The 20265-nt window shown below is 37.6% G+C and carries 21 protein-coding genes and 1 riboswitch; of the genes, 7 read left to right on the top strand and 14 right to left on the bottom strand.

Annotation, left to right across the window (positions count from 1 at the left end; all coding sequences use genetic code 11):
• Positions 1–33 precede the first annotated feature (33 nt).
• Positions 34–255: a DUF1128 domain-containing protein gene (locus tag AAJG31_RS16900; protein ID WP_004225580.1), complete on the top strand. Its 222-nt coding sequence runs from the start codon at positions 34–36 to the stop codon at positions 253–255.
• A 55-nt stretch (positions 256–310) separates the two neighbouring features.
• Here the strand turns inward: AAJG31_RS16900 and motB are convergent, their stop codons facing one another.
• Both motB and motA read right to left on the bottom strand, forming a co-directional pair.
• Positions 311–1075, bottom strand: coding sequence for a flagellar motor protein MotB (gene motB, locus AAJG31_RS16895; RefSeq protein WP_048394798.1), 765 nt, complete (start codon positions 1073–1075; stop codon positions 311–313).
• Entirely contained in the window at positions 1059–1862 is an 804-nt protein-coding gene (gene motA, locus AAJG31_RS16890; RefSeq protein WP_004225583.1) for a flagellar motor stator protein MotA, read from the bottom strand. The genes motB and motA overlap by 17 nt, the downstream gene beginning before the upstream one ends.
• Before the next feature lie 191 nt (positions 1863–2053).
• Between motA and AAJG31_RS16885 the strand changes: the two genes are divergently transcribed.
• From AAJG31_RS16885 to AAJG31_RS16875, 3 genes are all read left to right on the top strand, one after another.
• Positions 2054–3295: an aminopeptidase gene (locus AAJG31_RS16885; protein WP_259951026.1), complete on the top strand. Its 1242-nt coding sequence runs from the start codon at positions 2054–2056 to the stop codon at positions 3293–3295.
• Between the two features lie 140 nt (positions 3296–3435).
• A complete protein-coding gene (locus AAJG31_RS16880) occupies positions 3436–3570 on the top strand; it encodes a hypothetical protein (protein ID WP_004225590.1) in 135 nt (44 codons plus the stop codon).
• Positions 3571–3750: 180 nt separating this feature from the next.
• Entirely contained in the window at positions 3751–4314 is a 564-nt protein-coding gene (locus AAJG31_RS16875) for a carbonic anhydrase (protein ID WP_004225593.1), read from the top strand.
• Between the two features lie 72 nt (positions 4315–4386).
• Here the strand turns inward: AAJG31_RS16875 and AAJG31_RS16870 are convergent, their stop codons facing one another.
• Positions 4387–4974, bottom strand: a complete 588-nt coding sequence (locus AAJG31_RS16870; RefSeq protein WP_054549012.1) for a GNAT family protein — start codon at positions 4972–4974, stop codon at positions 4387–4389.
• 159 nt (positions 4975–5133) lie between these two features.
• On the bottom strand, positions 5134–5958 hold the full coding sequence (locus tag AAJG31_RS16865) for a polyphosphate kinase (RefSeq protein WP_048394803.1): 825 nt from the start codon (positions 5956–5958) through the stop codon (positions 5134–5136).
• A 199-nt stretch (positions 5959–6157) separates the two neighbouring features.
• On the opposite strand from AAJG31_RS16865, the gene AAJG31_RS16860 reads away from it, so the two are divergent.
• On the top strand, positions 6158–6871 hold the full coding sequence (locus tag AAJG31_RS16860; RefSeq protein ID WP_048394805.1) for a hypothetical protein: 714 nt from the start codon (positions 6158–6160) through the stop codon (positions 6869–6871).
• 29 nt (positions 6872–6900) lie between these two features.
• Here the strand turns inward: AAJG31_RS16860 and map are convergent, their stop codons facing one another.
• Both map and thiT read right to left on the bottom strand, forming a co-directional pair.
• Positions 6901–7656, bottom strand: coding sequence for a type I methionyl aminopeptidase (map, locus tag AAJG31_RS16855; protein WP_054549011.1), 756 nt, complete (start codon positions 7654–7656; stop codon positions 6901–6903).
• A 162-nt stretch (positions 7657–7818) separates the two neighbouring features.
• Complete coding sequence (gene thiT / locus AAJG31_RS16850) at positions 7819–8379, bottom strand: energy-coupled thiamine transporter ThiT (protein WP_036076950.1); 561 nt, start codon at positions 8377–8379, stop codon at positions 7819–7821.
• 134 nt (positions 8380–8513) lie between these two features.
• A riboswitch (TPP riboswitch) is annotated at positions 8514–8621 on the bottom strand.
• Between the two features lie 125 nt (positions 8622–8746).
• Here thiT and AAJG31_RS16845 point away from each other — a divergent pair.
• Positions 8747–9070 carry a DUF4870 domain-containing protein gene (locus tag AAJG31_RS16845; protein ID WP_054549009.1) on the top strand — a complete coding sequence of 108 codons (324 nt, stop codon included), beginning with the start codon at positions 8747–8749 and terminating at the stop codon, positions 9068–9070.
• Between the two features lie 55 nt (positions 9071–9125).
• Positions 9126–9248: a hypothetical protein gene (locus tag AAJG31_RS16840; protein WP_004225603.1), complete on the top strand. Its 123-nt coding sequence runs from the start codon at positions 9126–9128 to the stop codon at positions 9246–9248.
• 40 nt (positions 9249–9288) lie between these two features.
• Here AAJG31_RS16840 and AAJG31_RS16835 read toward each other — a convergent pair whose 3' ends face one another.
• The 8 genes from AAJG31_RS16835 to AAJG31_RS16800 all read right to left on the bottom strand — a co-directional run bounded on the left by AAJG31_RS16835 (position 9289) and on the right by AAJG31_RS16800 (position 20261).
• Positions 9289–12369: an SMC family ATPase gene (locus tag AAJG31_RS16835; protein ID WP_259951023.1), complete on the bottom strand. Its 3081-nt coding sequence runs from the start codon at positions 12367–12369 to the stop codon at positions 9289–9291.
• Positions 12366–13523, bottom strand: coding sequence for an exonuclease SbcCD subunit D (locus AAJG31_RS16830; protein ID WP_054549007.1), 1158 nt, complete (start codon positions 13521–13523; stop codon positions 12366–12368). The genes AAJG31_RS16835 and AAJG31_RS16830 overlap by 4 nt, the downstream gene beginning before the upstream one ends.
• A 140-nt stretch (positions 13524–13663) precedes the next feature.
• Positions 13664–14566, bottom strand: a complete 903-nt coding sequence (locus tag AAJG31_RS16825; protein ID WP_259951022.1) for a GDSL-type esterase/lipase family protein — start codon at positions 14564–14566, stop codon at positions 13664–13666.
• A gap of 31 nt (positions 14567–14597) precedes the next feature.
• Positions 14598–15827, bottom strand: coding sequence for an aminopeptidase (locus tag AAJG31_RS16820; RefSeq protein WP_004225611.1), 1230 nt, complete (start codon positions 15825–15827; stop codon positions 14598–14600).
• Between the two features lies 1 nt (position 15828).
• Entirely contained in the window at positions 15829–16977 is a 1149-nt protein-coding gene (locus AAJG31_RS16815; RefSeq protein ID WP_004225614.1) for a DEAD/DEAH box helicase, read from the bottom strand.
• Positions 16978–17192: 215 nt separating this feature from the next.
• A complete protein-coding gene (locus AAJG31_RS16810) occupies positions 17193–17894 on the bottom strand; it encodes an amino acid racemase (RefSeq protein ID WP_066038221.1) in 702 nt (233 codons plus the stop codon).
• Positions 17891–19123, bottom strand: a complete 1233-nt coding sequence (locus AAJG31_RS16805) for a hypothetical protein (RefSeq protein ID WP_054549004.1) — start codon at positions 19121–19123, stop codon at positions 17891–17893. Before AAJG31_RS16805 ends, AAJG31_RS16810 begins: the two co-directional genes overlap by 4 nt.
• 55 nt (positions 19124–19178) lie before the next feature.
• Complete coding sequence (locus AAJG31_RS16800) at positions 19179–20261, bottom strand: C39 family peptidase (RefSeq protein WP_345803552.1); 1083 nt, start codon at positions 20259–20261, stop codon at positions 19179–19181.
• Positions 20262–20265 lie beyond the last annotated feature (4 nt).

Genomic DNA, 20265 nt, shown 5'->3' with positions numbered 1-20265 from the left:
TATGTGCGAGGATGACGAAAGGTAGGGTAAAAAATGGATTTATCAGTTCCATCTAAAGAAAACGTTATGTATATGGTTGATCAAATGAAGGACAAGCTTCGTATGGTGAATGTCGATGCAATGAAATCAGAAAACTTCGATGAAGCAAATTATGAAGATTTAGTGTATCTATATGAAATGGTTATGAAGAGAGAAACTTTTAGTCCAAGCGAAATGCAAGCGATTGTTGCTGAATTAGGATCTTTACGTAAATAGGTAAAACAAAAAGCTATTAGCTCAAGACATTTGTCTGCTGCTAATAGCTCTTTTATTACGGTGTAGTCTTTGTTTCTGAACCATCCTCTGTAACTAATGGTTGAATTAAAACTTCTACACGACGATTCTTTGCGCGTCCTTCGGCTGTGTCATTTGGTGCAATTGCACGATACTCACCGTTTCCTTTTGCACTAAAGCGCGTAGGATCTAACTGGTCATTACTTTCAATAAGAAGATTTAAAAAATTCGTTGCACGCAAAACAGATAGTTCAAAGTTTGATGAGAAATTCGGACCTGCTGGTACATTATCTGTATGACCTGTGATGACAATATTTCGAGCTGGATCAGATACCAGCATAGTTGATAGCTCTTTGGCAATAGGGACATACTCAGGTTTAACTTTTGCCTGCCCTGGGTCAAATAAAATACTATCGCGGATTGTCACTAGTAATCCCTCATCCGTCATTTCTGTGGCAAACTGATCTTCCATTTCATTGACTGCAATAAAATTATCCACACTATCTTTTATTTCAGCTAACTCCTGTTGATCCTTTAAATAGGCAGAGTTTTGCTGTGGCGTTTGGTCGCTATCCGCATTCGGAGTAGGGACTGGTGCAGGTTGCTCTAGAAAACTAGTTCCACCATCAAAGACTTGACTAAAAACTGCCGACATTCTTTCTAGCTTTTCTTGATCGACTGAACTTGAGGCAAACAAAATAATGAACACGGCTAGCAGCAAAGTTAAAATATCTGCGTATGGCACTAACCAAGATTCATCAATATGTTCATCATGCTTTTTCTTCTTAGCTTTCTTTGCCAAGGCCACCCGCCCCGCTTTCACCAGAAATTTGACGACGTTCTTCCATCGTTAAGTATGATGATAGTTTCTGTTCAATTACACGTGGAGCCTCCCCTTCTAATACTGAAAGGATACCCTCAATCATCATTCTCTTTTGTTTTACCTCTAAAGCAGATTTACGTTTTAGCTTGTTCGCAAATGGATGCCATAAAACATACCCTGTAAAGATACCGAGTAATGTAGCCATGAAGGCAGCTGAGATAGCATGTCCTAGCTTTTCGATATCATTCATATCAGCCAATGCGGCGATTAACCCTACTACTGCACCAAGAACCCCTAAAGTAGGTGCATATGTACCTGCTTGTGTAAAAATAGCTGCTCCACTAGTATGTCGCTCTTCCATCGCTTCTACTTCTTCTGTTAAGACATCACGTATGTAATCAGCATTTTGACCATCAATTGCTAATGTAAGGCCATTTTTCAAAAATGGATCTTCAATCTCTGAGGCCTTACTTTCAAGTGCTAATAGCCCTTCGCGACGAGCTAAGTCAGCCCATTGTGAAAACATTTTAATAATCTCTATATCATTTGCTAATTTTGTTTCTTTAAAAAGAATCTTAAATAGCTTCGGCACACGCTTTAACTCCTGCATAGGAAAGGCAATTGTTACTGCGGAAATAGTACCAAAAATGATAATTAGGATAGCTGCTGGGTTATAAAATGCAGATAAACTTACACCCTTCATTACCATCCCTGTTAATAGTGCTACTAAAGCAAGTATTAACCCTATAATCGACGACTTATCCATTCTAGAACCTCCAAATCTACTATCTAATGTTATTTCGTCTTTTTTTCCATATTTTAAATATATATATTCCTAGTATAAATGTATTTCATATATTTTTCGATGTAATTAATGCTTTTTATTCACATTTCGACCATTTTTGATTATATTGAATTAAGAATATTACACTTAACTGTCTTAAATTGAAAGGGGATATGATTTTGTTATTATCGTTTGACACAAAATTACTAAAATATGCCGAGTTAGCGGTGAAAGTAGGAGTAAATATCCAAAAAGATCAGTATCTTTATATAAGCTGTTCGACTGATAACCTAAAACTCGCACAAATAATTACTAAAATTGCCTATAAAAATGGTGCAAAACAAGTTTTTGTCGATATATCCGATGATGAACTTGTACGTGCTCGCTATGAAGGGGCACCAAAAGACTCATTTGATTTCTTCCCACCTTGGAAAGTGCAGGAACGTGAATGGTTAGCTGAACATGGTGCTGCTTTCTTAAGCATTAGCTCACAAAATCCAGATTTATTAAAAGGTATTGAGCGTGATAGAATCATGGCATTCCAAAAAGCATCTGGCCAAGCACTTGCCAACTATTATCAATGGTTACAAGCAGATAAGTTTAGCTGGTCTGTCATTGCTGCTCCATCTAAAGCTTGGGCAGCAAAGGTCTTTCCTCACCTTCCAGAAGAACAGCAAATGGATGCATTATGGGAAGCTATCTTTGCAGCCACACGTATAGACGTTGAAAATCCTGTTGAAGCTTGGCATACACATGATCAGGAATTACATAGCAAAGCTGATTATTTAAATGCAAAGCAATTTAAGTCACTACACTATACTGCACCAGGCACAGATCTAACAATTGAGCTGCCTCCACACCATGTGTGGACAGGGGGTAGTAGTATAAGTACACAAGGCCAAACATTTATGGCCAATATGCCTACTGAAGAGATTTTTACAGCACCGTTAAAAACAGGTGTTAATGGTTATGTATCAAGCACTAAGCCTTTAAGCTATGGCGGCAATATTATAGATAATTTCACACTAACATTTAAAGATGGTCGAATCATTGACGTCAAGGCACAGCAAGGCCAAGAAATTTTAGCTTCTCTTATTGAAACAGATGAAGGTGCTCATTACCTTGGTGAAATAGCATTAGTACCACATCAATCACCTATTTCACAATCCGACCTATTATTTTACAATACATTGTTTGATGAAAATGCATCCAATCATTTTGCCATTGGTAGTGCATATGCTTTTTGCATTGAGGGCGGCAAAGAAATGACTTCTGAGGAACTAAGCGCGCATGGTCTCAATCAAAGCTTGACACATGTAGACTTTATGATTGGCTCTACCAAAATGAATATAGATGGAATAACACATGATGATCAAATAGACCCAATATTCCGTGATGGAAATTGGGCATTCTAAATAATCCATTCCTACTAATAGTATTCTAGGCTAAGTATGTTAAGGTTGTCATAAATTATCCTTAGATTTTCCTAGTAACCTATTGTATAATTGTTTTAGGGAATTTTAGTAGATCATTTAAGTAGAGAGGAGCTCTAATAATGTTCATTACAACTGTTCTTGGCTTTTCAGCAGTTTTATTAATTTCAACGGGATTCTTCATCCACTACCTACAAGTTGGTTTAGATAGCAAGTCTTCAGTAACTGTAGATCCAAAGCCAAACGAAAAATTTTAATGTGTAAAAAACAGCTACTATTTATAGGTAGCTGTTTTTTTATAGCTTACATGTTATTTCATCTACTAAATCGTATGAAACTGCTCCTTTATTGTAAAAATTATCTGAATAAAGTCTTTATTGTTTGCATATTGAAAATTTTGCTCTACAATATTTTTTGTAAGGAAGGGAGCAATATTCATGACAATGTTACAAGATATTCTAGAATTTAACAAAGAGTTTGTACAAGAAAAAAAATATGAGCCATTCATCACTACGAAATATCCTGATAAACGTATTGTTGTTTTATCTTGTATGGATACTCGTCTTGTAGAGCTTTTACCAAAAGCGATGAATTTGCGTAATGGCGATGTAAAAATAGTGAAAAGTGCTGGTGCGTTAGTGAGCCATCCTTTCGGTGCAGTTATGCGTAGTTTATTAGTTGCTGTCTACGGCCTACAAGCTGATGAAGTGTATGTTGTTGGACATTATGACTGTGGTATGAGTGCGGTTGATCCTGACGCCATGCTTAGCGAAATGGTACAACGAGGCATCGATCCAGAAACAATCAAAATGTTGGAATATTCTGGTTTTGATTTGAAAGAATTTTTACGAGGTTTCGGTGATGTAGCAACAAGTGTTAAGAAAAGTGTCGATACAATTCGTAATCATCCATTAATGGTAAAAGACGTACCTGTTCATGGTTTAATAATTGATCCAAATACAGGTCATCTAGATTTAATTGAAGATGGAAATAAACAATAAAATTATTTCTTCATACATTAATAAAAGAGCAAGTGCCTATCCTCTCTATGTGGAAGATAGGCACTTATTTTTCTATTCATCCTCTAAACGTGCATACATATAGTGATCTACCCAATGACCATTGATATACAGTAGCTTTCTTAGCAGACCCTCCTGCTGAAATCCAGCCTTCTCTAATACACGCATGGAGGCATTATTTTGTGTCGATACGTAGGCCTCTACACGATGTAGACCAATTTGTTCAAATGCAAATCGGACCACCATATTCACAGCTTCTGTGACAATGCCCTTTCCAACATAAATCTCATCCATCGCATAGCCAACAAATGCACTCGAGTACGGTAAGCGTTTGACAGCATAAAGTGCAATATGCCCTATTAGATTATTTGTACTATGCTCAAAAATACCAAAAGTAAATTCACGCTTAGACTCCATTAAATAGAGACTTTCTTGAATTTTTTTGTATTGAGCATCGACTGTATAGTATTCAGGTCTTTGCAGTGGCTCGTATATAGACCAAAAGTATTTATTACGGCTTACGAGACCCGTTAAACTTCGTGCATCTTTTTCTTGGAATGTGCGGATGTAGCATTTTTCCCCCTTTATTGTTACCACATTCCCACCCTTTTTTCTTAATAGATTCCAAATTTTAAGCACCATTTCTCCACACTAGCCTTCCAATAAAAATCAATACGTTTCTCTTTGTTTCATTGGCTACAAGCCATAATTGCAAACCCTATTTAATTTCATTGTATGTAAAAAAACAGGCTGCTACAACCAAAACAGCTTATGTCTTATTGTCATAGCAGCACAATTCAATTATTTAGTTTTTTGTTCTTTCTTTTTCTCGTTTACTATTTCTAAGCTGGAGGAATCAGCATCCTCTAGTTGAGTATTGTCTAACACATTTGTTAAATGAAGACCACGTCTTTGAGCCTCTCGTTCAATGTGTGCAATAGTTTCCTGTAGCACCTGAACACGTGCATACTTTTTGTCATCTCCAGCGACTAAGACCCATGGTGCATCTTTTTTATCTGTCTTTTCAAACATCGCATTTGCTGCTTCAATATACTGAGGTGTTTTATCTCGATTGCGCCAATCCTCGGCTGTTAACTTCCAAGATTTATAAGGGTTTTGTTCACGTTCTTTGAAGCGTTTTAATTGCTCCTCATCTGAAACATGAAGCCAGAACTTAATAATTATGTAATCTCCAGCAGTTAAAATCTTCTCGAAATTATTAATTTCTTCATAAGCACGAGACCATTCATCCTTTGTTGCGAATCCTTCGATGCGTTCTACTAGTACGCGGCCATACCACGAGCGATCAAAAATAGCGATTTGCCCATGTTGAGGCAATTTTCTCCAAAATCGTTGTAAATAATTGTAGCGTAATTCATGAGCTTGAGGAGCAGAAATAGGATGTACAACATAACCGCGGGGATCGACACGTTCGATTAATCGTTTAATAGCGCCACCTTTACCAGCTGCATCCATTCCTTCAAATACCAAGATCAAGCCAATCTTGTTTTTTAATAAAAATTGTTGTGCGTTCAACATTTCATATTGGAGTACTTTTAATTTCTTTTTATACATCTTTTTGTCTAGTTCAACAGTTAGATCTAGATTTTTCAAATTTTGTGTCATGAAACTTCACTCCTTTTATTTGGCTATTCTTATTGTACTAAAGAAATATATGGATGCCTATCAGACATGGTAAATTGTAGGTATTAATGGTAAAACAACACGATACATTGTTGGAAATTTCCGTTATAATAAAAAAAGTGACAGTACTATACTTATTTGTCTTTTCCCTATACAATCTAACACGAAGGGAGAGGAAAACATGCCTCGGTTTATCTTGATGACAATCTCTTATCTTGTCTCAATCATCCTAACCTTTTCATCCTTTTTCGTGAACATCAACGGTCAATCTTCGCTAGAAATCGCTAATCGTTTTTCTGTTGTATTTGCACCAGTTAGTGTAAGTCATGTAATTTGGATTATCATTTATTTTTTACTCGGTTATTGGTTAGTTATGAACATGAAAAAGACAACTTTGAAACAGTCTGCGCTTTTTAGTTGCATAAATATATTACAAGCATTGACGATATATGTCTGGCACCATGAGTTATTTATTGTTTCTCTTGGCATTACATTACTCTTAGTCTTGTATTTGTTTATGTTGTATAATACGTACCCTCTTCAGGACAAATCCTTGTTTGGTCGTATTCCTTTCTCTATTTATTTAGCATGGATGACATTTATTTTTATCACAAATACAAGCTTTACGTTAACGGCTTATGGTTGGAACGGCTTTGGTCTTAGTACGCCTCTTTGGGCAGTGATTTTACTTACTTTAGGAGGAGCCATTGCGCTACATATCCGTTTCCATCACTTTGATGTTATGTATCCAAGTGTTTTTATTTGGGCTTATATTGGAATCGCCATACATAATGGTTTTGATGAGCTACTTGTTACTACAGCCGCTTTATTTTTATGCGGTGTTCTCTTTGTTGGCATTTTATTTATTAAAAAAAATCCTGCCTACCAAAAATAAATTGGTTAGCAGGATTTTTTCATTACATCCTATTCTTCGTCTAATGACGTTAAGATAATTGGTTTATCTTTTGTTACAATGACTGAATGTTCGATTTGAGCTACAAGTGATTTATCAGGCGTCACGAATGTCCAGCCATCACCTGCTTCTACGATATGCTCTGCCTTTGCTGAGATAAATGGCTCAACCGCAAGGACCATACCTTCTTTCATAATAGTAGAATCCCATGCATCGTAATAATTTAAAATATGGTTTGGTTCATCATGTAAAGATTGACCTAAGCCATGACCTGTTAAATTCATAATAACAGTTAACCCATTAGCATTTGCCTCGCGTTCAACAGCTTTACCAATTTGATTTAATTTAGATCCAGCCTTTACCTTTGTCATTGCTCGATCAAAGGCACTTTTAGCAACACGGCAAAGCTTTTCTTTGTCCTCATAGCCATCACCCACAACAAATGAAATACCTGTGTCAGCAAAATAGCCATTTAAAGAGCCTGAAACATCAATATTTACGATATCTCCCTCTTGAATAACACGCTTTCCTGGAATACCATGTGCTACTTCTTCATTGACGCTAATACATGTATACCCTGGAAAATCATATTCTCCCTTTGGTCCTGAAATAGCGCCAGCCTCTGCAAACATGCGACCAGCAATTTCATCAAGCTCAAGTGTTGTAACACCTGGTTTTGTGGCAGCTTTCATTGCTTCGCGAATTTCAGCACAAATGCGTCCTATTTTTTTAAAAGCTTCAATCTCTTCTTGCGTTTTTACAATCATGTATAACGTCCCTTTCATCTAATATCTATTCTTTAATATAACATAACTTTTTATGCGTATAACGATAAACGCTTTAAATATTGTATGCTTTCCTACTTTGCAAAGTGCTAAAAGAGTTATTCACGACAAAAAAGTCCCTCCACTCATGTGAAGGGACTAGCATTAAGCTTTTCTTTGCATTAATTGGGGAGCGGCTGTAAATAAAAGAACACCAACGATAGCCGTTAAAATGGTTGCTGGTAGCATATATGTACCATTGTAGATGATGGAATAGATCCATGCATTTTGGTCACCCGCATATTCGGCAAAAAATACAGCACCAGCGATTGTATGTGCTGTGTATCGTAAGAAGCCTGCGAAAACGGTACCTATGATTATATAAAGTGCCATTTTTGTTTTGTTCATATGTTTAGCAGCGTCTAACACTGGTCCACGTACAACCGCCGCTAATCCTACAACAGTAAAAGCAACACCATAATCTAGTAATCCTTGTAGCCAGTGCACGATATAAGAACCAAACATTGTTTGCATAACACCCACAAGTAGTCCCGTAGTAAGACCAGCTACTAAGCCCCAGCGAAATGCTATTAACATAATCGGTACCATAACAAGACTAACTGAGCCGCCTTGTGCCCATACTTTAAAGGAAACCTGATCCAGTACGAGACCTATCGCTGCAAAAATCGCAATCTCCACTAGCATTAATAGTCTTTTTTTGTCCATACATATTCTCTCCTTTGTTCCGATGTAGGATACAAGAGCAGGAATAGAAAAGCGCTGATATGTCTCTTTCTGACACCTTTTTTCCTTTACGGACGAAAAAACGATGTCAGGACAGAGCCTCACATCGTACAAGTGTCGGTTTCTATCCACATCCCTACGCAAGCGTTAACTTACAGGTTCGAAGAGTCAAGGCATTACGTGCCCAGTCTCAGCTGACATCATCAGCTCCCCTTGTGGTCGTTACATCTGAATTTATTTGAACACTCTCATTGTACGCAAAGGATTGAAGGATTACAACCTTCCATACATCATTTTTTTGAAACTTTGCTGTTTTTCATGCGTAAATATTTAAAAAGGAGGTACAACTATGGAGAATCAAAAAATTTTAGCTGCCTTTAGTTATCTTAGTATTTTCTTCGCCCCTTTTATCGTTCCATTAATTGTATATTTCGTGACTAAAGATAGTGATGTAAAAAAACATTCGATTCGTGCACTTGTCTCTCATTTAGTTCCTTTTGTTTTTGGCATCCTGTTCTTTATTGTCTTTGTTTTTTCCACATTTAGTTTAGATCCAACCTCCAGTAATAATACAGTGATGATTATTTGGTTTGTTTCATTCGCCATCTATGCTCTCGTCTCACTAGGTATTGTGATTTGGAATATAATTCAGGCTGTTCGTGTTATCCGTTAATGTTTTATTTTTAAGTGAAACAGGTAGTAGTAATTGTAAAAGGAGCTGTTTTGGGATGAAAGTATCAAACGTTGTAAAAACTGCCGTTAAGTTAGCACCTATTGTTATTCCTATCGTAAAAAAAGTAATGGCTGCAAAAAAGGGCACAACGCCTACAACCACAACTCGAAAAAAATAAAACGGAGGCGTATTCCTTTTAGAGGAAATACGCCTTCGTTTTATTTCACTTCAAAATGGGTTTGACTATGGCCATTTAATGTTTTTTCCACATGTAAAACTGCTGGCATCGCAGATTTCAATTCAGGCACATGCGAAATAACGCCAATCATACGACCAGAATCCTGCAAATCAATTAATGTATCGATTGCTTTATTTAGTGATTCCTCATCGAGCGAGCCAAAGCCCTCATCAATAAACATCGTTTCAATATGAATATTACCTTGGTAGCTTTGAATCACATCTGCCATCCCCAATGCAAGGCTCAACGAAGCATTAAACTTTTCGCCACCTGATAAAGTTTTGACATCTCGTAATTGATCTGTATAAGCATCATAAACATCAAGACCAAGGCCACTTTGCTTCGCATGCTTTTCTAATCTATCTGAACGTCTAAGCTCAAATTGACCGTTTGATAAATGATACAGACGTATATTGGCAGCTTCTGTAATTTGATCTAAGTAGTTAATTTGTATATAACGCTCAAAGGATAGCTTTTTCGAATTTTGTCCATTTAATAATCCATAGAGCTCCTTTACTCGTCCTGCTTCTTGTTCAAGTAAATGAAGCTCTTTCGCTATTTCTTCCACCCTTTCACTAAAGCCTTGGCATGCTTGTATAAAGCCATTCATCTGTTGCAAACGTTTAAATGCTTCCTCATAGGAAATTCGCTGCTGTTCTACTCTTGCTTCCATCGCCTCTAAATCTTGCTTCTCTTTTCCTTGAAGGTATGTAGCCCCTTCGGTAATCTGAATTTGCAACGTGTGTACTTGTAAAGCATAGTCGCTACATGCTTTTCGAAGTGCATCCAATTGTATGGCACTCCGTTTAGCAGTTGCATAAGCCTCATAGCTTTCGAAACCTATTTCTTGCATATCTGCTGAAAATTGCTGAAGCTTTTCATTCATTTTAAGCTGTAATTCCTCAAAGGACTGTTTGGCAATTTCTACAGTTAGTGTTGCATTGCTAGCTGCTTCCTTTGCTGCATGCAAATTTTCTTGACTCACTTGCCAACTTTTTTGAAGCTCTTCTTTCTGTTTACTAACTTCATTTAGTTGTTGCTTTAATTGCTGTAAAGTTGGTAAATTAGGGGGCATCTGCTTAAGTTGTTCGTCTACAACCGCTTGTAATTTTGTCCATTCTTTTATCTGCTCTGCTAAATATTGCTCTAGCTTCATATGCTTATTTCGTAGCTGCTCTATTCGGTCATGCTGATGCTTTATTTTTAATCGCACATCAGCTAATTGATGTTGAATAATTTTTAATGCAGCAAGCTCTTGTTCCACTTCATGTAGAGTAGCGGTGATCTGTGGTTGGTCTTCTTGTTTAATATGCTGAGCCTCGAGTTGTCGCCATGTATCTTGAAGAAGTTGCTGCGCTGATGCTAAAAATGCCTCTTTCTCTAAATACTTACGCTCGTCTGATGATGCCTTCGCTCTTAATGCTTCCACTTGAGCAAGCTCAATAACTTCCAGTTGCTCATTGTGTGCTTTCTGATGTGTCATACTACCACAAACAGGACAGGGTTCTCCTTCCTTCAGTTGTTCTGCTAAAATACTAGCTTGACTCGTCAGCCATCGTTGCTGCAAAAGTTGAAGTGCCTCTTTACTTTCTTGATAGAGACTTTCTGAAGCAACTACATCCTGCTTAGCTAAATCTACGGCATGTTTATATTTATCCGCTTGCTTGATTAAAGCAACCTGTTCCCGTAGTTTCGGTAATTGTTCTAAATAGCTTTCATAGGGTTCAACCTGTTTTTCATAGCCTTCTAATGATTGAGAAAAATGCTGTAATTGCTCTTGTTCATTTTCCAAAAGTTTGACGTTATCATTTACTGCTCGTTTTGCATTTTCAGCATATTGCTCCGCTATTTGCAGCTGCTGTATATTGTTTTCATAGGCTTCAAATTTCGGTAAAAGCGCTATCATCTGCATTTCCTGCTGTAAGATTTGCTGTCGTTCAGATTCTTTAGCCTGCTCTATCTCATATTTTTCTTGCGCTTCTTGCAACTTTTCTTGTGACTGCTGTTGCTTAACCTTTGCTTGTTGAAATGCTATCTCTTTAACATTCAGTTCAGCACGTAAATCCTTGCATTGTTGTTCGAGCAGCACCAGTCGCTCTGCTTGTTCTGCTAAAGCAATCTCCTTCTCCTTTGCTTGGTATAAATCCTGCTGTTGTAAAAGCATTTGTAGCCGTTGCTGTCGATTAGCTTGTTCATCAAATTGCTCATTTAGCGTTTTTGCTAAGCGATAATATTCCTGCTCTTTTTGATGAAGGCTATACGCTTCTTCATAGTATGACTGTTCATCTTCTCCACATTTCTTATAGTAGCTAAGCTCCTCATCAAGTGCCTCTGTCAGTTGATGTAAATTTTCCGTATTATCAGCAATCACTGTGAATAAAGTGGAAGAACGTTGTGGTAAGGCGCCCACAATTTGACCAAGTAAATGTTCTTTTAATTGTTTGGCACGCTCAAGATCACTTTCTGCTTCTTTACGCTTGGCATCAAGCTTTTTTGCCATGACACCGAAACGATCTGTTTTAAAGATTTTCCGTAAAATTACTTCTTTATTTGTTGAATCAGAGGTTAATAGTTTTCTAAATTCACCTTGAGGTAGCATGACAATTTGGCTAAATTGATCTTTTGTGAGACCTATGATTTCCTGCACTTTCTTATCGACTTCAAGCGTTTGCTGTTTCTCTACAATGCTATAATCTAGCTTTCCGTCTTTTACTTCTGCTAGCTCTATTTTCTTTCCAGTAACCGTTTTATTTTTTTCTTTAATATGACCTGGCTGTCGTACTATTTGATAGACTTTTCCATGCATTTCAAAGACGAGTTCTACAGCTGTATAAACTTCATCATGTGCAAAGCCGCTTCTTAGTAAAGCTGTATCCTGCCGGTCCTCCCCACTACCTGATCCGTAAAGAGCATAGCAAATAGCATCGAAAATGGTTGTTTTACCAGCACCAGTTTTTCCAGAAATGGCAAACAATCGATGCTCCCCTAGCTCTTGAAAATCAATTACTTCCGTGTCTTTATATGGACCAAACGCTGTAATTGTTAACTTTAAAGGCTTCATTTTACAGTCTCTCGCTCCTCATCTAATAACTCCTGTAACATCTCTGTGAATAGGCGTTCCGTATCTTCATCAGGCTGAATGCCAATAATATTGGTGAAGAATGAACGGAATAAATCAATATCTTCTAGTTTTTCAGCTTCTACTACTTGTAGTTCACGTGGCATATCTTGTCTTAGTACCTTCCGCTCCACATGCATAGCGTGCGGAAATACACTACGAATACGTTCCATCGGTGAAGTCACAGATATTTTATCCGTCAATCTAACAAATACATAATCCTCACTTGGTGTGAGCGTTAATAACTCCTCTAATTGACCTTCTACTACTCGTAGATCTCTTCTTGGCACAAGCTTTCTTTTACTTACTATGGTGTTACCTTGCTCATCTAATTCGATGATTAAAAATCCTTTCTCATGTAAATGCTCAGATAACGAGTACTTTAAGATAGAACCTGCATAGCGTATGGTTTCGTTTAAAACAAAATGTGCCTTATGTAAGTGCCCAAGCGCCGTATAGTGAAAAGGTTTGAATAAAGCTGCATTCACACAATCTGAGCCTCCAATGGAAAGGGGTCGCTCGGAATCACTAGTATTTGCTTCCTCCTCACCATACTTCGTCACAAAGGCATGTCCAACAAAAACATGACGCTTACTTGTGTCCATGTCTTCTGTAATATGCTCAATAATTTTTTGCATGGCTTCTTGATGAGAACGGATTGATTCATCTTCAAAGATGTTGCGAATAGCAGCTGGCTCTGCATAGGGCACTAGGTGAAAATGTACTTCACCATGTTGATCATTCAAAACAATAGGTGCATGATTTTTTGTAAATTGGCCCTTAATATATAAACCACTATCACTCATTAAACGGCTACCAAAATTTAAACGACCTGCACTATCATGATTTCCTGCCACTGCTAGAACAGGAATCTTCTTCTCTAATACTATTTTCGCTAATACATCATTTAGTAAATTAACTGCCTCAATAGGAGGCATCGAACGATCGTATAAATCACCTGCGATGATAATTACATCTGGTTTTTCCTCATCAATCGCTTGTATAAATTGTTGAAGAATATAATGTTGATCTTCTGTCATATAGACACCTTGAACAAGCTTTCCTAAATGCCAATCTGCTGTATGAAATATTTTCATTCTAGTACCTCCTAGTCTTCTCTATATTTTAGCATGACTATTCCCAATCTAGTGAACACTAAAGGTTTAGTAGTTCTAGCCAAAATTGGTTTTCATAGAAAAAAGCATCTTATAAGTAAGATGCCTTAGATACCTGTTATTTAGATGTATTTGATAAATGCCTTATATCCCGGGAATCCCTGAATTACGTAAGTCATACGAGGAGATTGATGTTGTGTCACATTTTGCTTCTGAGGCTTTGCTGATGATTGTTGCTTTAGGATTTCCTCAAATGACTTGGGATTTGGCTTTGGCAATTCTGCTGAAGAGATGTTTAAAGCATCACTACCACTATAAACTTGTAAAAATGAGTTAGCCATTTGTCGATAGCCTTCAATATTTGGATGAACATCAGCACTATTTGGTAAGTAGTTGGTTGCATTCAATCCAAAGGCATCATAGACATTTATATAAGCTGCGCCAGCTTGCTCTGCTTGTTGTTGTAAAATCGTATTTAATCTAACTAGCTGGGCATTGGTTCCTTCTTTTTGCGTCGGATGAACTGTTGGATAAGCAAAATAATACCCTATAACATAGATTTTTGCTTTAGGCGCACGTTCTTCTAATTCATCCAAAATCGATAGCATATTTTTTCTTGCCAAATTTAAAGCGTAATCTGCCTGAAGCTGTGAAAAAGCTAAGGTCCCTGCATTTGGGTTTACCTGGACAAGACGTAATAAATCATTAGCCCCTGCTGAAATTGTAATAAGCGTCGCATTTGCTAATAAATTTTGCGCTTCCTCAGATCGTATTCGTTCTAATACATCTGCCGTAGTAAAGCCAGGAAAAGCAAGTTCTTTTGTGTAAAATGATAATTGATCAATCGAACTTAATTTCATGGCAATCAAATCACTATACCCTACATCAATTTCTTTGTAGGGTGTTTGACCTGCTGCTAAGGAATCGCCAATAGCCACATAGGTTTCTGTTTGAGCAAAAGCAGATGAAACACAAATTGTCATGAATAATACTGTCATACCTAGCAAGCTACATAATCGTTTCATCTGCTTCCCTCTTTTCTTATTGACTAAAAATTTAAAATGCCCAGCTACCCTTGCGGAAAATTGGCTCAACTGTACCATCTGGTAAAATACCATCGATGTCCATTTCTCCACTGCCAATCATGAAGTCTTCGTGTGTCACAGAAATATTGGCACCCAATGCTTCAAGTTGACCGTTTTCTAGGTCTCTACCACCCTCTAAGCAAGTCGGATATGCCTCACCAATAGCTAAATGGTTTGAAGCATTTTCATCAAACAGCGTATTAAAATATAAAATTTCCGACGCTGAAATTGGTGACTCGTGAGGGACAAGTGCTACTTCACCTAAGTAGCTTGAGCCTTCATCCACTTGAATAAGCTCTTGCAATAAATCATGTCCTACTTCTGCCTCTGCCTTAATAATTTTGCCCTCTTCAAATGTTAATTTAAAGCCATCGATGATATTGCCCTGATAGACTAATGGCTTCGTATTACTAACATAACCGTTTACACCTTGTTTCATTGGCAGTGTATAAACTTCTTCTGTTGGCATATTGGCCACAAAGACATTATCTTCTGGTGTTTTACTACCACCAGTTAGCCATTTATGTTGTGGTGCTAAAGCGATTGTTAAATCTGTACCAGGTGCTGTATAGTGAAGCTTTGCATACTTTTTATTATTTAAAAGCTGTGCACGAGATTCTAAATTAGCTACATGCTGACGCCAATTATCAACTGCATTGCCTTCTCCAATATGAACCGTTTTAAAGATAGCTTCCCATAATGCAGGTACTTGCTGCTCCTCTGTTAATTGAGGGAAAACCTTTGCTGCCCATTTAGCTGAAGGAACTGCTACGATGGACCAAGCAATTAAATCCTTCATGACTGCATTGCGATAGTTTTTCAATGCTGCCCCTGATACTTTTTGATGTGTTGCTAGTCTGTCTGCTGGAATTCCTGTTAGCTTATCAGGATCTGCTGCATCAATCCATAATAGAGCTCCTTTACGTTCAATCAGTTCATCACGCATTTTCACAACCCATTCAGGGAAGCGATTAAATTCCTCATCGGATGCATGCTCAAAATAAGCACGATCCAATTCATCATCGGAAAAGTTTACATGAACACGGCCTGCCCCAGCCTTGTAAGCCTCTTTTACAACTAAACGGGCAAAATCTAAAGCATCCACAGATGTATTGACTAATAAGTACTGGCCTGGTTGGATATTCACCCCCACTTTTACTGCAAGCTCTGCATATGCCTGTAATTTCTCTTCAAATGTCATACTATTTCCCTCGCTTCTGTCCAATTGTTTTAGAATTACCTTCAATCAGCTCGCCATCATGCCATATTTTTTGCACAGGCTTGCCCGGAATTTCCCTTGTCCATTTTTTATAGGTTTTTTCATCACGATAAGATAATAAGGTTAATACTTCACCATCAGCTCCAGCACGCCCAGTACGACCAGAACGATGCAAATACTGTTCAATTGTTCGTGGGACATCAACATGAATAACATGTGTTAAACCTGCAATATCTAAACCACGAGCTGCAATATCTGTTGCAATTAAAATACGTGCATCTCCTTTACGGAATGCATCTAACGCTTTTTTACGTTCTTCTTTCTTCATATCAGAATGGAGCGTGACAATCGGTGCTGAACGGTATTGTAGTTTTGTTTCCTTCATTAATAATTGATCGATATTATTAACAAAAGCCAACGCTCTTAAACCCTCTGTATGGGAAAGTCGGCGCAGGAAATCCGTTTTATCACGTTCTTCTACCTTCACAAAAGAATGGACAACTTTACCGACCTTTAACATGTCCTCAGGCTTTATTTTAAAACGCAGTGGCTCAAACATCATACGACTTGCCACTAATTCAATTTCCTCTGTAATCGTAGCCGACACAACAACAACTTGTCGGCCATAGGCAGAACCTTCGATAAAGGATTTGATTACAACACGGTATTCACGACTTAGTAATTGATCACATTCATCTAAAATAACTGTTTCGACTTCTTTGAGTTTTAATTTTCCTGCTCGTGCTAATTCGTTTAAACGCCCAGGTGTGCCAACAACAATCGTTGGCTTTTTCTTCAACTTTTCAATTTGACGAGCAGAATTGGCACCACCAATCAGCTGTTGAACAGTGATGTCTGTTCCAGCTGTCCACTCACGAATAACTTCTACGATTTGCATAGCGAGCTCTTGCGAGGGAGCTACAATCAGTCCTTGTGTTTGCTTTTTTGCCCCATTCACTTTATTTAATAATGGTAAGACATATGCTAACGTTTTACCTGATCCTGTTGGTGATTCCGCCACAATATCTTTGCCTTCAAGCATAGCTGGTATCATTTCATCTTGAATTTTCATGGGTGTTTCAAAGTTCCATTTTGCTTGTAGTTCTTCTTTTAATAAATTTATGACTGACATGTTATTTCCCACCTTCTATCTACTTGACACTAGTTTAACACACTCCGTAGGTTCCTACTTTATATGTACGTAAGCAATTGTCTAATCGTTTCAAGAGAACATTGCTTCCTTTCATAAAAAATCTGCTTCACTCAACACGGAAAGTAAGCCTGTCCACAACTCTTTCAAGAATTGTAGCTTACCCGTGAAAAGCAAGCAGATTCTTTTCAATTCAACTAATCGACTAATTCATAACCACAAGCTAAAATGGCACATTCAGCTAAAACGATTAATGAATCAATATAAATGTCACTTAGCTTTAAATCTCTGTTTACAACAGATAGCTCTGTACAACCTAATACAATTCGATCACAATTTAGTGCTAGCATCGCCTCTTCTATCGGTTGCCAATCTTCTAGCGTAACATCCTTCCCAGCCTTGACATAATCATAAATGATCGACATCACATAGGATCTCATTTCATTATCTGGAACAACTGGTGTAATACCAAACTCCTCAAGTGCTTCCTGATACATCCGTGATGTTAACGTGCCTGTTGTTGCTAAAATACCTACTCGCTTTGCTCCTAAATCAGCAGCACGCTTCGCTGTTTCGCGAATCATATGCAAGACAGGTATAGGAGAACCCTCTTCAATTTCTTGATAAAACGTATGCGCCGTATTACATGGGATCGCTATTATGTCTGCTCCTACCGAAGCTAGTTTTTTTGCATCCTCAATAATGACTGGAACTGGATTATCCTTTGTATTATCTAAAATAAAGGCCGTACGGTCAGGAATATTTGTATCATTATCAATAATGGTATGTAAATGATCCTGATCTTTTTGTGCTTTCGTACGTCTTACAATCATTTCTCCTATAAACATTGTTGCAAGTGGACCAACGCCACCAATTATACCTAAAGTTTGTTTTTTCATGTGTTAGACAGACCTTTGTTATTAAAATATTTCTTATAGCTACGATAAAAGCTTAAATTATCAAGCGTGACATTCAACCAACGTTTTGCATTCATATCCTTATAATTAAAAATAGAATCTGTAGCCATACCTTGACGAATTAAACTTTTCGCCTCCATTACTAGTTGTTCATTTTGAACATATTTGAAAAGCACACCATTCGGTACAATTGTCCAAAGATGCTTGTTCCTCACATATGTTAGTTGTTGTTTACTTCCTCGAACATAATCGTTCGCTACATACTGCATTAAATTAAAGCCACTGGCCGTCACATAATAATTGGAAAGTTCATTATGTAATTCAATACTCAACAATTTATATTGACCATCACGATCATCATATTTCATATCAAATGTGGCAAAGCCTTGGAATTGTATCGCTTCAAGGAATAGCTTAACATTATCCATTAATTCCTGATGATAGGTTGTCATAATCGCTACATAACGTCCTATCCCTTCTGGAGAATGTTCTTCTAAAATAGGGTTTCCTACGGCAAGAAGTTTTGCCTTCCCATCTTGTCCTATATATGCATTAACAACACGCATGTTAGCGTCTTCACCTGGTATATATTGTTGAATCATCAGATCATCACGATAAGCTGATTCTTTATAGATAGCACGTAATATACTGTCCTTTTCATCCTTATCATATGCAATATATACTTTTTTCTTACCAGGAAAAATACAAGTAGCATATTTTGTCATATTCATGGGCTTAATGACAACTGGATAATCAAATGGCATGTTGTAGTCTTCATAATCATTCACCGTGCATACATGTGTAGCAGGGTATTGAAAACCAAATTGTGCACATAGCTCATACATGCTTTCACGAGTTAAAAGTTGATGCGCAAGTGTGGCGTCTACATAGGGAACTAGAAAATCCTCTGCTAACTCTTCTTTGTGTTCTACGATTCTTTTGACATAAAATTCATCACAGGCTAATAGCAGTAATTTTTTGTCTCGGAACTCCTCCGCTATGGCTTTTAGGGCGGTTACAAATCTTTCTTCGATATGAAGTCGCGGTATCTCGCGAAAAGTCCATAAATCACTTTGTTGAATTTTTTCCATGTTCGTATGGTTTAGTGCAAGTGGCTTCACACCATAGGCTTCGTAAAATGCTCTGGCCATGCCATAAGCATTCATTTCATCTCCAAGTAAAACAGGTAAAAAAACGTGCTCAATGGCCATTCTACTCAACTCACTTTTACTTTTTTATTAGTGTAACATACTAATGATTTATAGCTTATTTATGAACAGCTACAGCTTGTTTGCCTAATTCCTGATAACTTTTGAAAAATTGATCGACATTGTAAGTAACATACCCTTTTAAAGGATCCATTACGACTACCTTATCACCTAAATGTCCCGTTAAGACGACTGCATGTAAGTTCATAAAAGCATCATGTCGAGTCGTTTCCCCTGTATAAATCCAGCCTCTTTCTGCTTTTCGTTTAGGCTTTGATAAATCTAGCGTTACCCATGTCACGACAGGAATACCTTCACGCACAAGCTGTAAAATATCATCCTGTGAGGCGTTACTCATATTTTTGACATGTAAGCCAGCTTGTTTATCTGTAATAACTGCCTCAGCCGCTTTGACAATTGGAGCAGCAAAAACATACATGCCACGAGCTTTATCACGAGGATTACCTGCAAAAGCATCATTGGGATTTGGTCCAAAACGTTGATTGCCTACTGTTCGTATTTCTTGCTTTGGTAAATACTTGTCAGTCATTTCGAGCTTCGACACATTCATTCCAAAATAATTTAATACGGCTGTAAGTGAAGTAATTTCACAGCCATGTGGCAGCTCGGGGTTTTGCATGACAACAGGGACATCTAACTCCTGATCGTCTCTTAAAAAGTGTGTTTGCAATCGATAATAGGGCTTTGTTGTATCGTAAGTGAAATTCTCGATTGTTGTATACCCATTATTTGTCGTACTATTTTCAAGTGTTGTTGCCGCAATTGCATATTCTCTCCCTGCCTTGAGCTTCGAAAATATAGCTTCTCCTTCTTCTGAACCAATCGCTTCTTCCACTACTTCACCTGTTTGTACATCTGTAACCGTAAGGAAGAGATTTGGAATAGGTGCCCCGCTATTAAATTCTACTGTTAAAACCGTTAATTGATTTTTTTGTTCAGCATCTTGCCAAGAAAATGGCTGACAGCCTGAAAGTAACATAATAATCAAAATGCCAATAAGTAAAAGGCGTTTATACCCCGTCCACAAGACAAATTCCGCTCCTATTCTAAGGCGAAGAGCAGCCCCTTCGCCATTCTCATTATTCAATTTGTCGTAGACTCTATTATACGATACTTTCATAGCC

This window comes from Lysinibacillus sp. BS3 (genome assembly GCF_039614735.1).
In the GTDB taxonomy this organism is placed as follows: Bacteria; Bacillota; Bacilli; order Bacillales_A; family Planococcaceae; genus Lysinibacillus; species Lysinibacillus capsici.
Note: the sequence above shows the minus strand (reverse complement) of the source record. Positions and strands in the feature narration are given on the sequence as shown.

What these genes read in the sequence shown, in the direction of transcription:
- AAJG31_RS16805 (WP_054549004.1), bottom strand. Translation starts at nt 19,123, where the DNA reads ATGGCCATTGAGCACGTTTTTTTACCTGTTTTACTTGGAGATGAAATG.
- thiT (WP_036076950.1), bottom strand. Translation starts at nt 8,379, where the DNA reads ATGGACAAAAAAAGACTATTAATGCTAGTGGAGATTGCGATTTTTGCA.
- AAJG31_RS16845 (WP_054549009.1), top strand. Translation starts at nt 8,747, where the DNA reads ATGGAGAATCAAAAAATTTTAGCTGCCTTTAGTTATCTTAGTATTTTC.
- AAJG31_RS16835 (WP_259951023.1), bottom strand. Translation starts at nt 12,369, where the DNA reads ATGAAGCCTTTAAAGTTAACAATTACAGCGTTTGGTCCATATAAAGAC.
- AAJG31_RS16820 (WP_004225611.1), bottom strand. Translation starts at nt 15,827, where the DNA reads ATGACATTTGAAGAGAAATTACAGGCATATGCAGAGCTTGCAGTAAAA.
- AAJG31_RS16860 (WP_048394805.1), top strand. Translation starts at nt 6,158, where the DNA reads ATGCCTCGGTTTATCTTGATGACAATCTCTTATCTTGTCTCAATCATC.
- AAJG31_RS16810 (WP_066038221.1), bottom strand. Translation starts at nt 17,894, where the DNA reads ATGAAAAAACAAACTTTAGGTATAATTGGTGGCGTTGGTCCACTTGCA.
- AAJG31_RS16815 (WP_004225614.1), bottom strand. Translation starts at nt 16,977, where the DNA reads ATGTCAGTCATAAATTTATTAAAAGAAGAACTACAAGCAAAATGGAAC.
- AAJG31_RS16870 (WP_054549012.1), bottom strand. Translation starts at nt 4,974, where the DNA reads ATGGTGCTTAAAATTTGGAATCTATTAAGAAAAAAGGGTGGGAATGTG.
- motA (WP_004225583.1), bottom strand. Translation starts at nt 1,862, where the DNA reads ATGGATAAGTCGTCGATTATAGGGTTAATACTTGCTTTAGTAGCACTA.
- map (WP_054549011.1), bottom strand. Translation starts at nt 7,656, where the DNA reads ATGATTGTAAAAACGCAAGAAGAGATTGAAGCTTTTAAAAAAATAGGA.
- AAJG31_RS16900 (WP_004225580.1), top strand. Translation starts at nt 34, where the DNA reads ATGGATTTATCAGTTCCATCTAAAGAAAACGTTATGTATATGGTTGAT.
- AAJG31_RS16825 (WP_259951022.1), bottom strand. Translation starts at nt 14,566, where the DNA reads ATGAAACGATTATGTAGCTTGCTAGGTATGACAGTATTATTCATGACA.
- AAJG31_RS16875 (WP_004225593.1), top strand. Translation starts at nt 3,751, where the DNA reads ATGACAATGTTACAAGATATTCTAGAATTTAACAAAGAGTTTGTACAA.
- AAJG31_RS16840 (WP_004225603.1), top strand. Translation starts at nt 9,126, where the DNA reads ATGAAAGTATCAAACGTTGTAAAAACTGCCGTTAAGTTAGCACCTATT.
- AAJG31_RS16865 (WP_048394803.1), bottom strand. Translation starts at nt 5,958, where the DNA reads ATGACACAAAATTTGAAAAATCTAGATCTAACTGTTGAACTAGACAAA.
- AAJG31_RS16885 (WP_259951026.1), top strand. Translation starts at nt 2,054, where the DNA reads ATGATTTTGTTATTATCGTTTGACACAAAATTACTAAAATATGCCGAG.
- AAJG31_RS16880 (WP_004225590.1), top strand. Translation starts at nt 3,436, where the DNA reads ATGTTCATTACAACTGTTCTTGGCTTTTCAGCAGTTTTATTAATTTCA.
- AAJG31_RS16830 (WP_054549007.1), bottom strand. Translation starts at nt 13,523, where the DNA reads ATGAAAATATTTCATACAGCAGATTGGCATTTAGGAAAGCTTGTTCAA.
- AAJG31_RS16800 (WP_345803552.1), bottom strand. Translation starts at nt 20,261, where the DNA reads ATGAAAGTATCGTATAATAGAGTCTACGACAAATTGAATAATGAGAAT.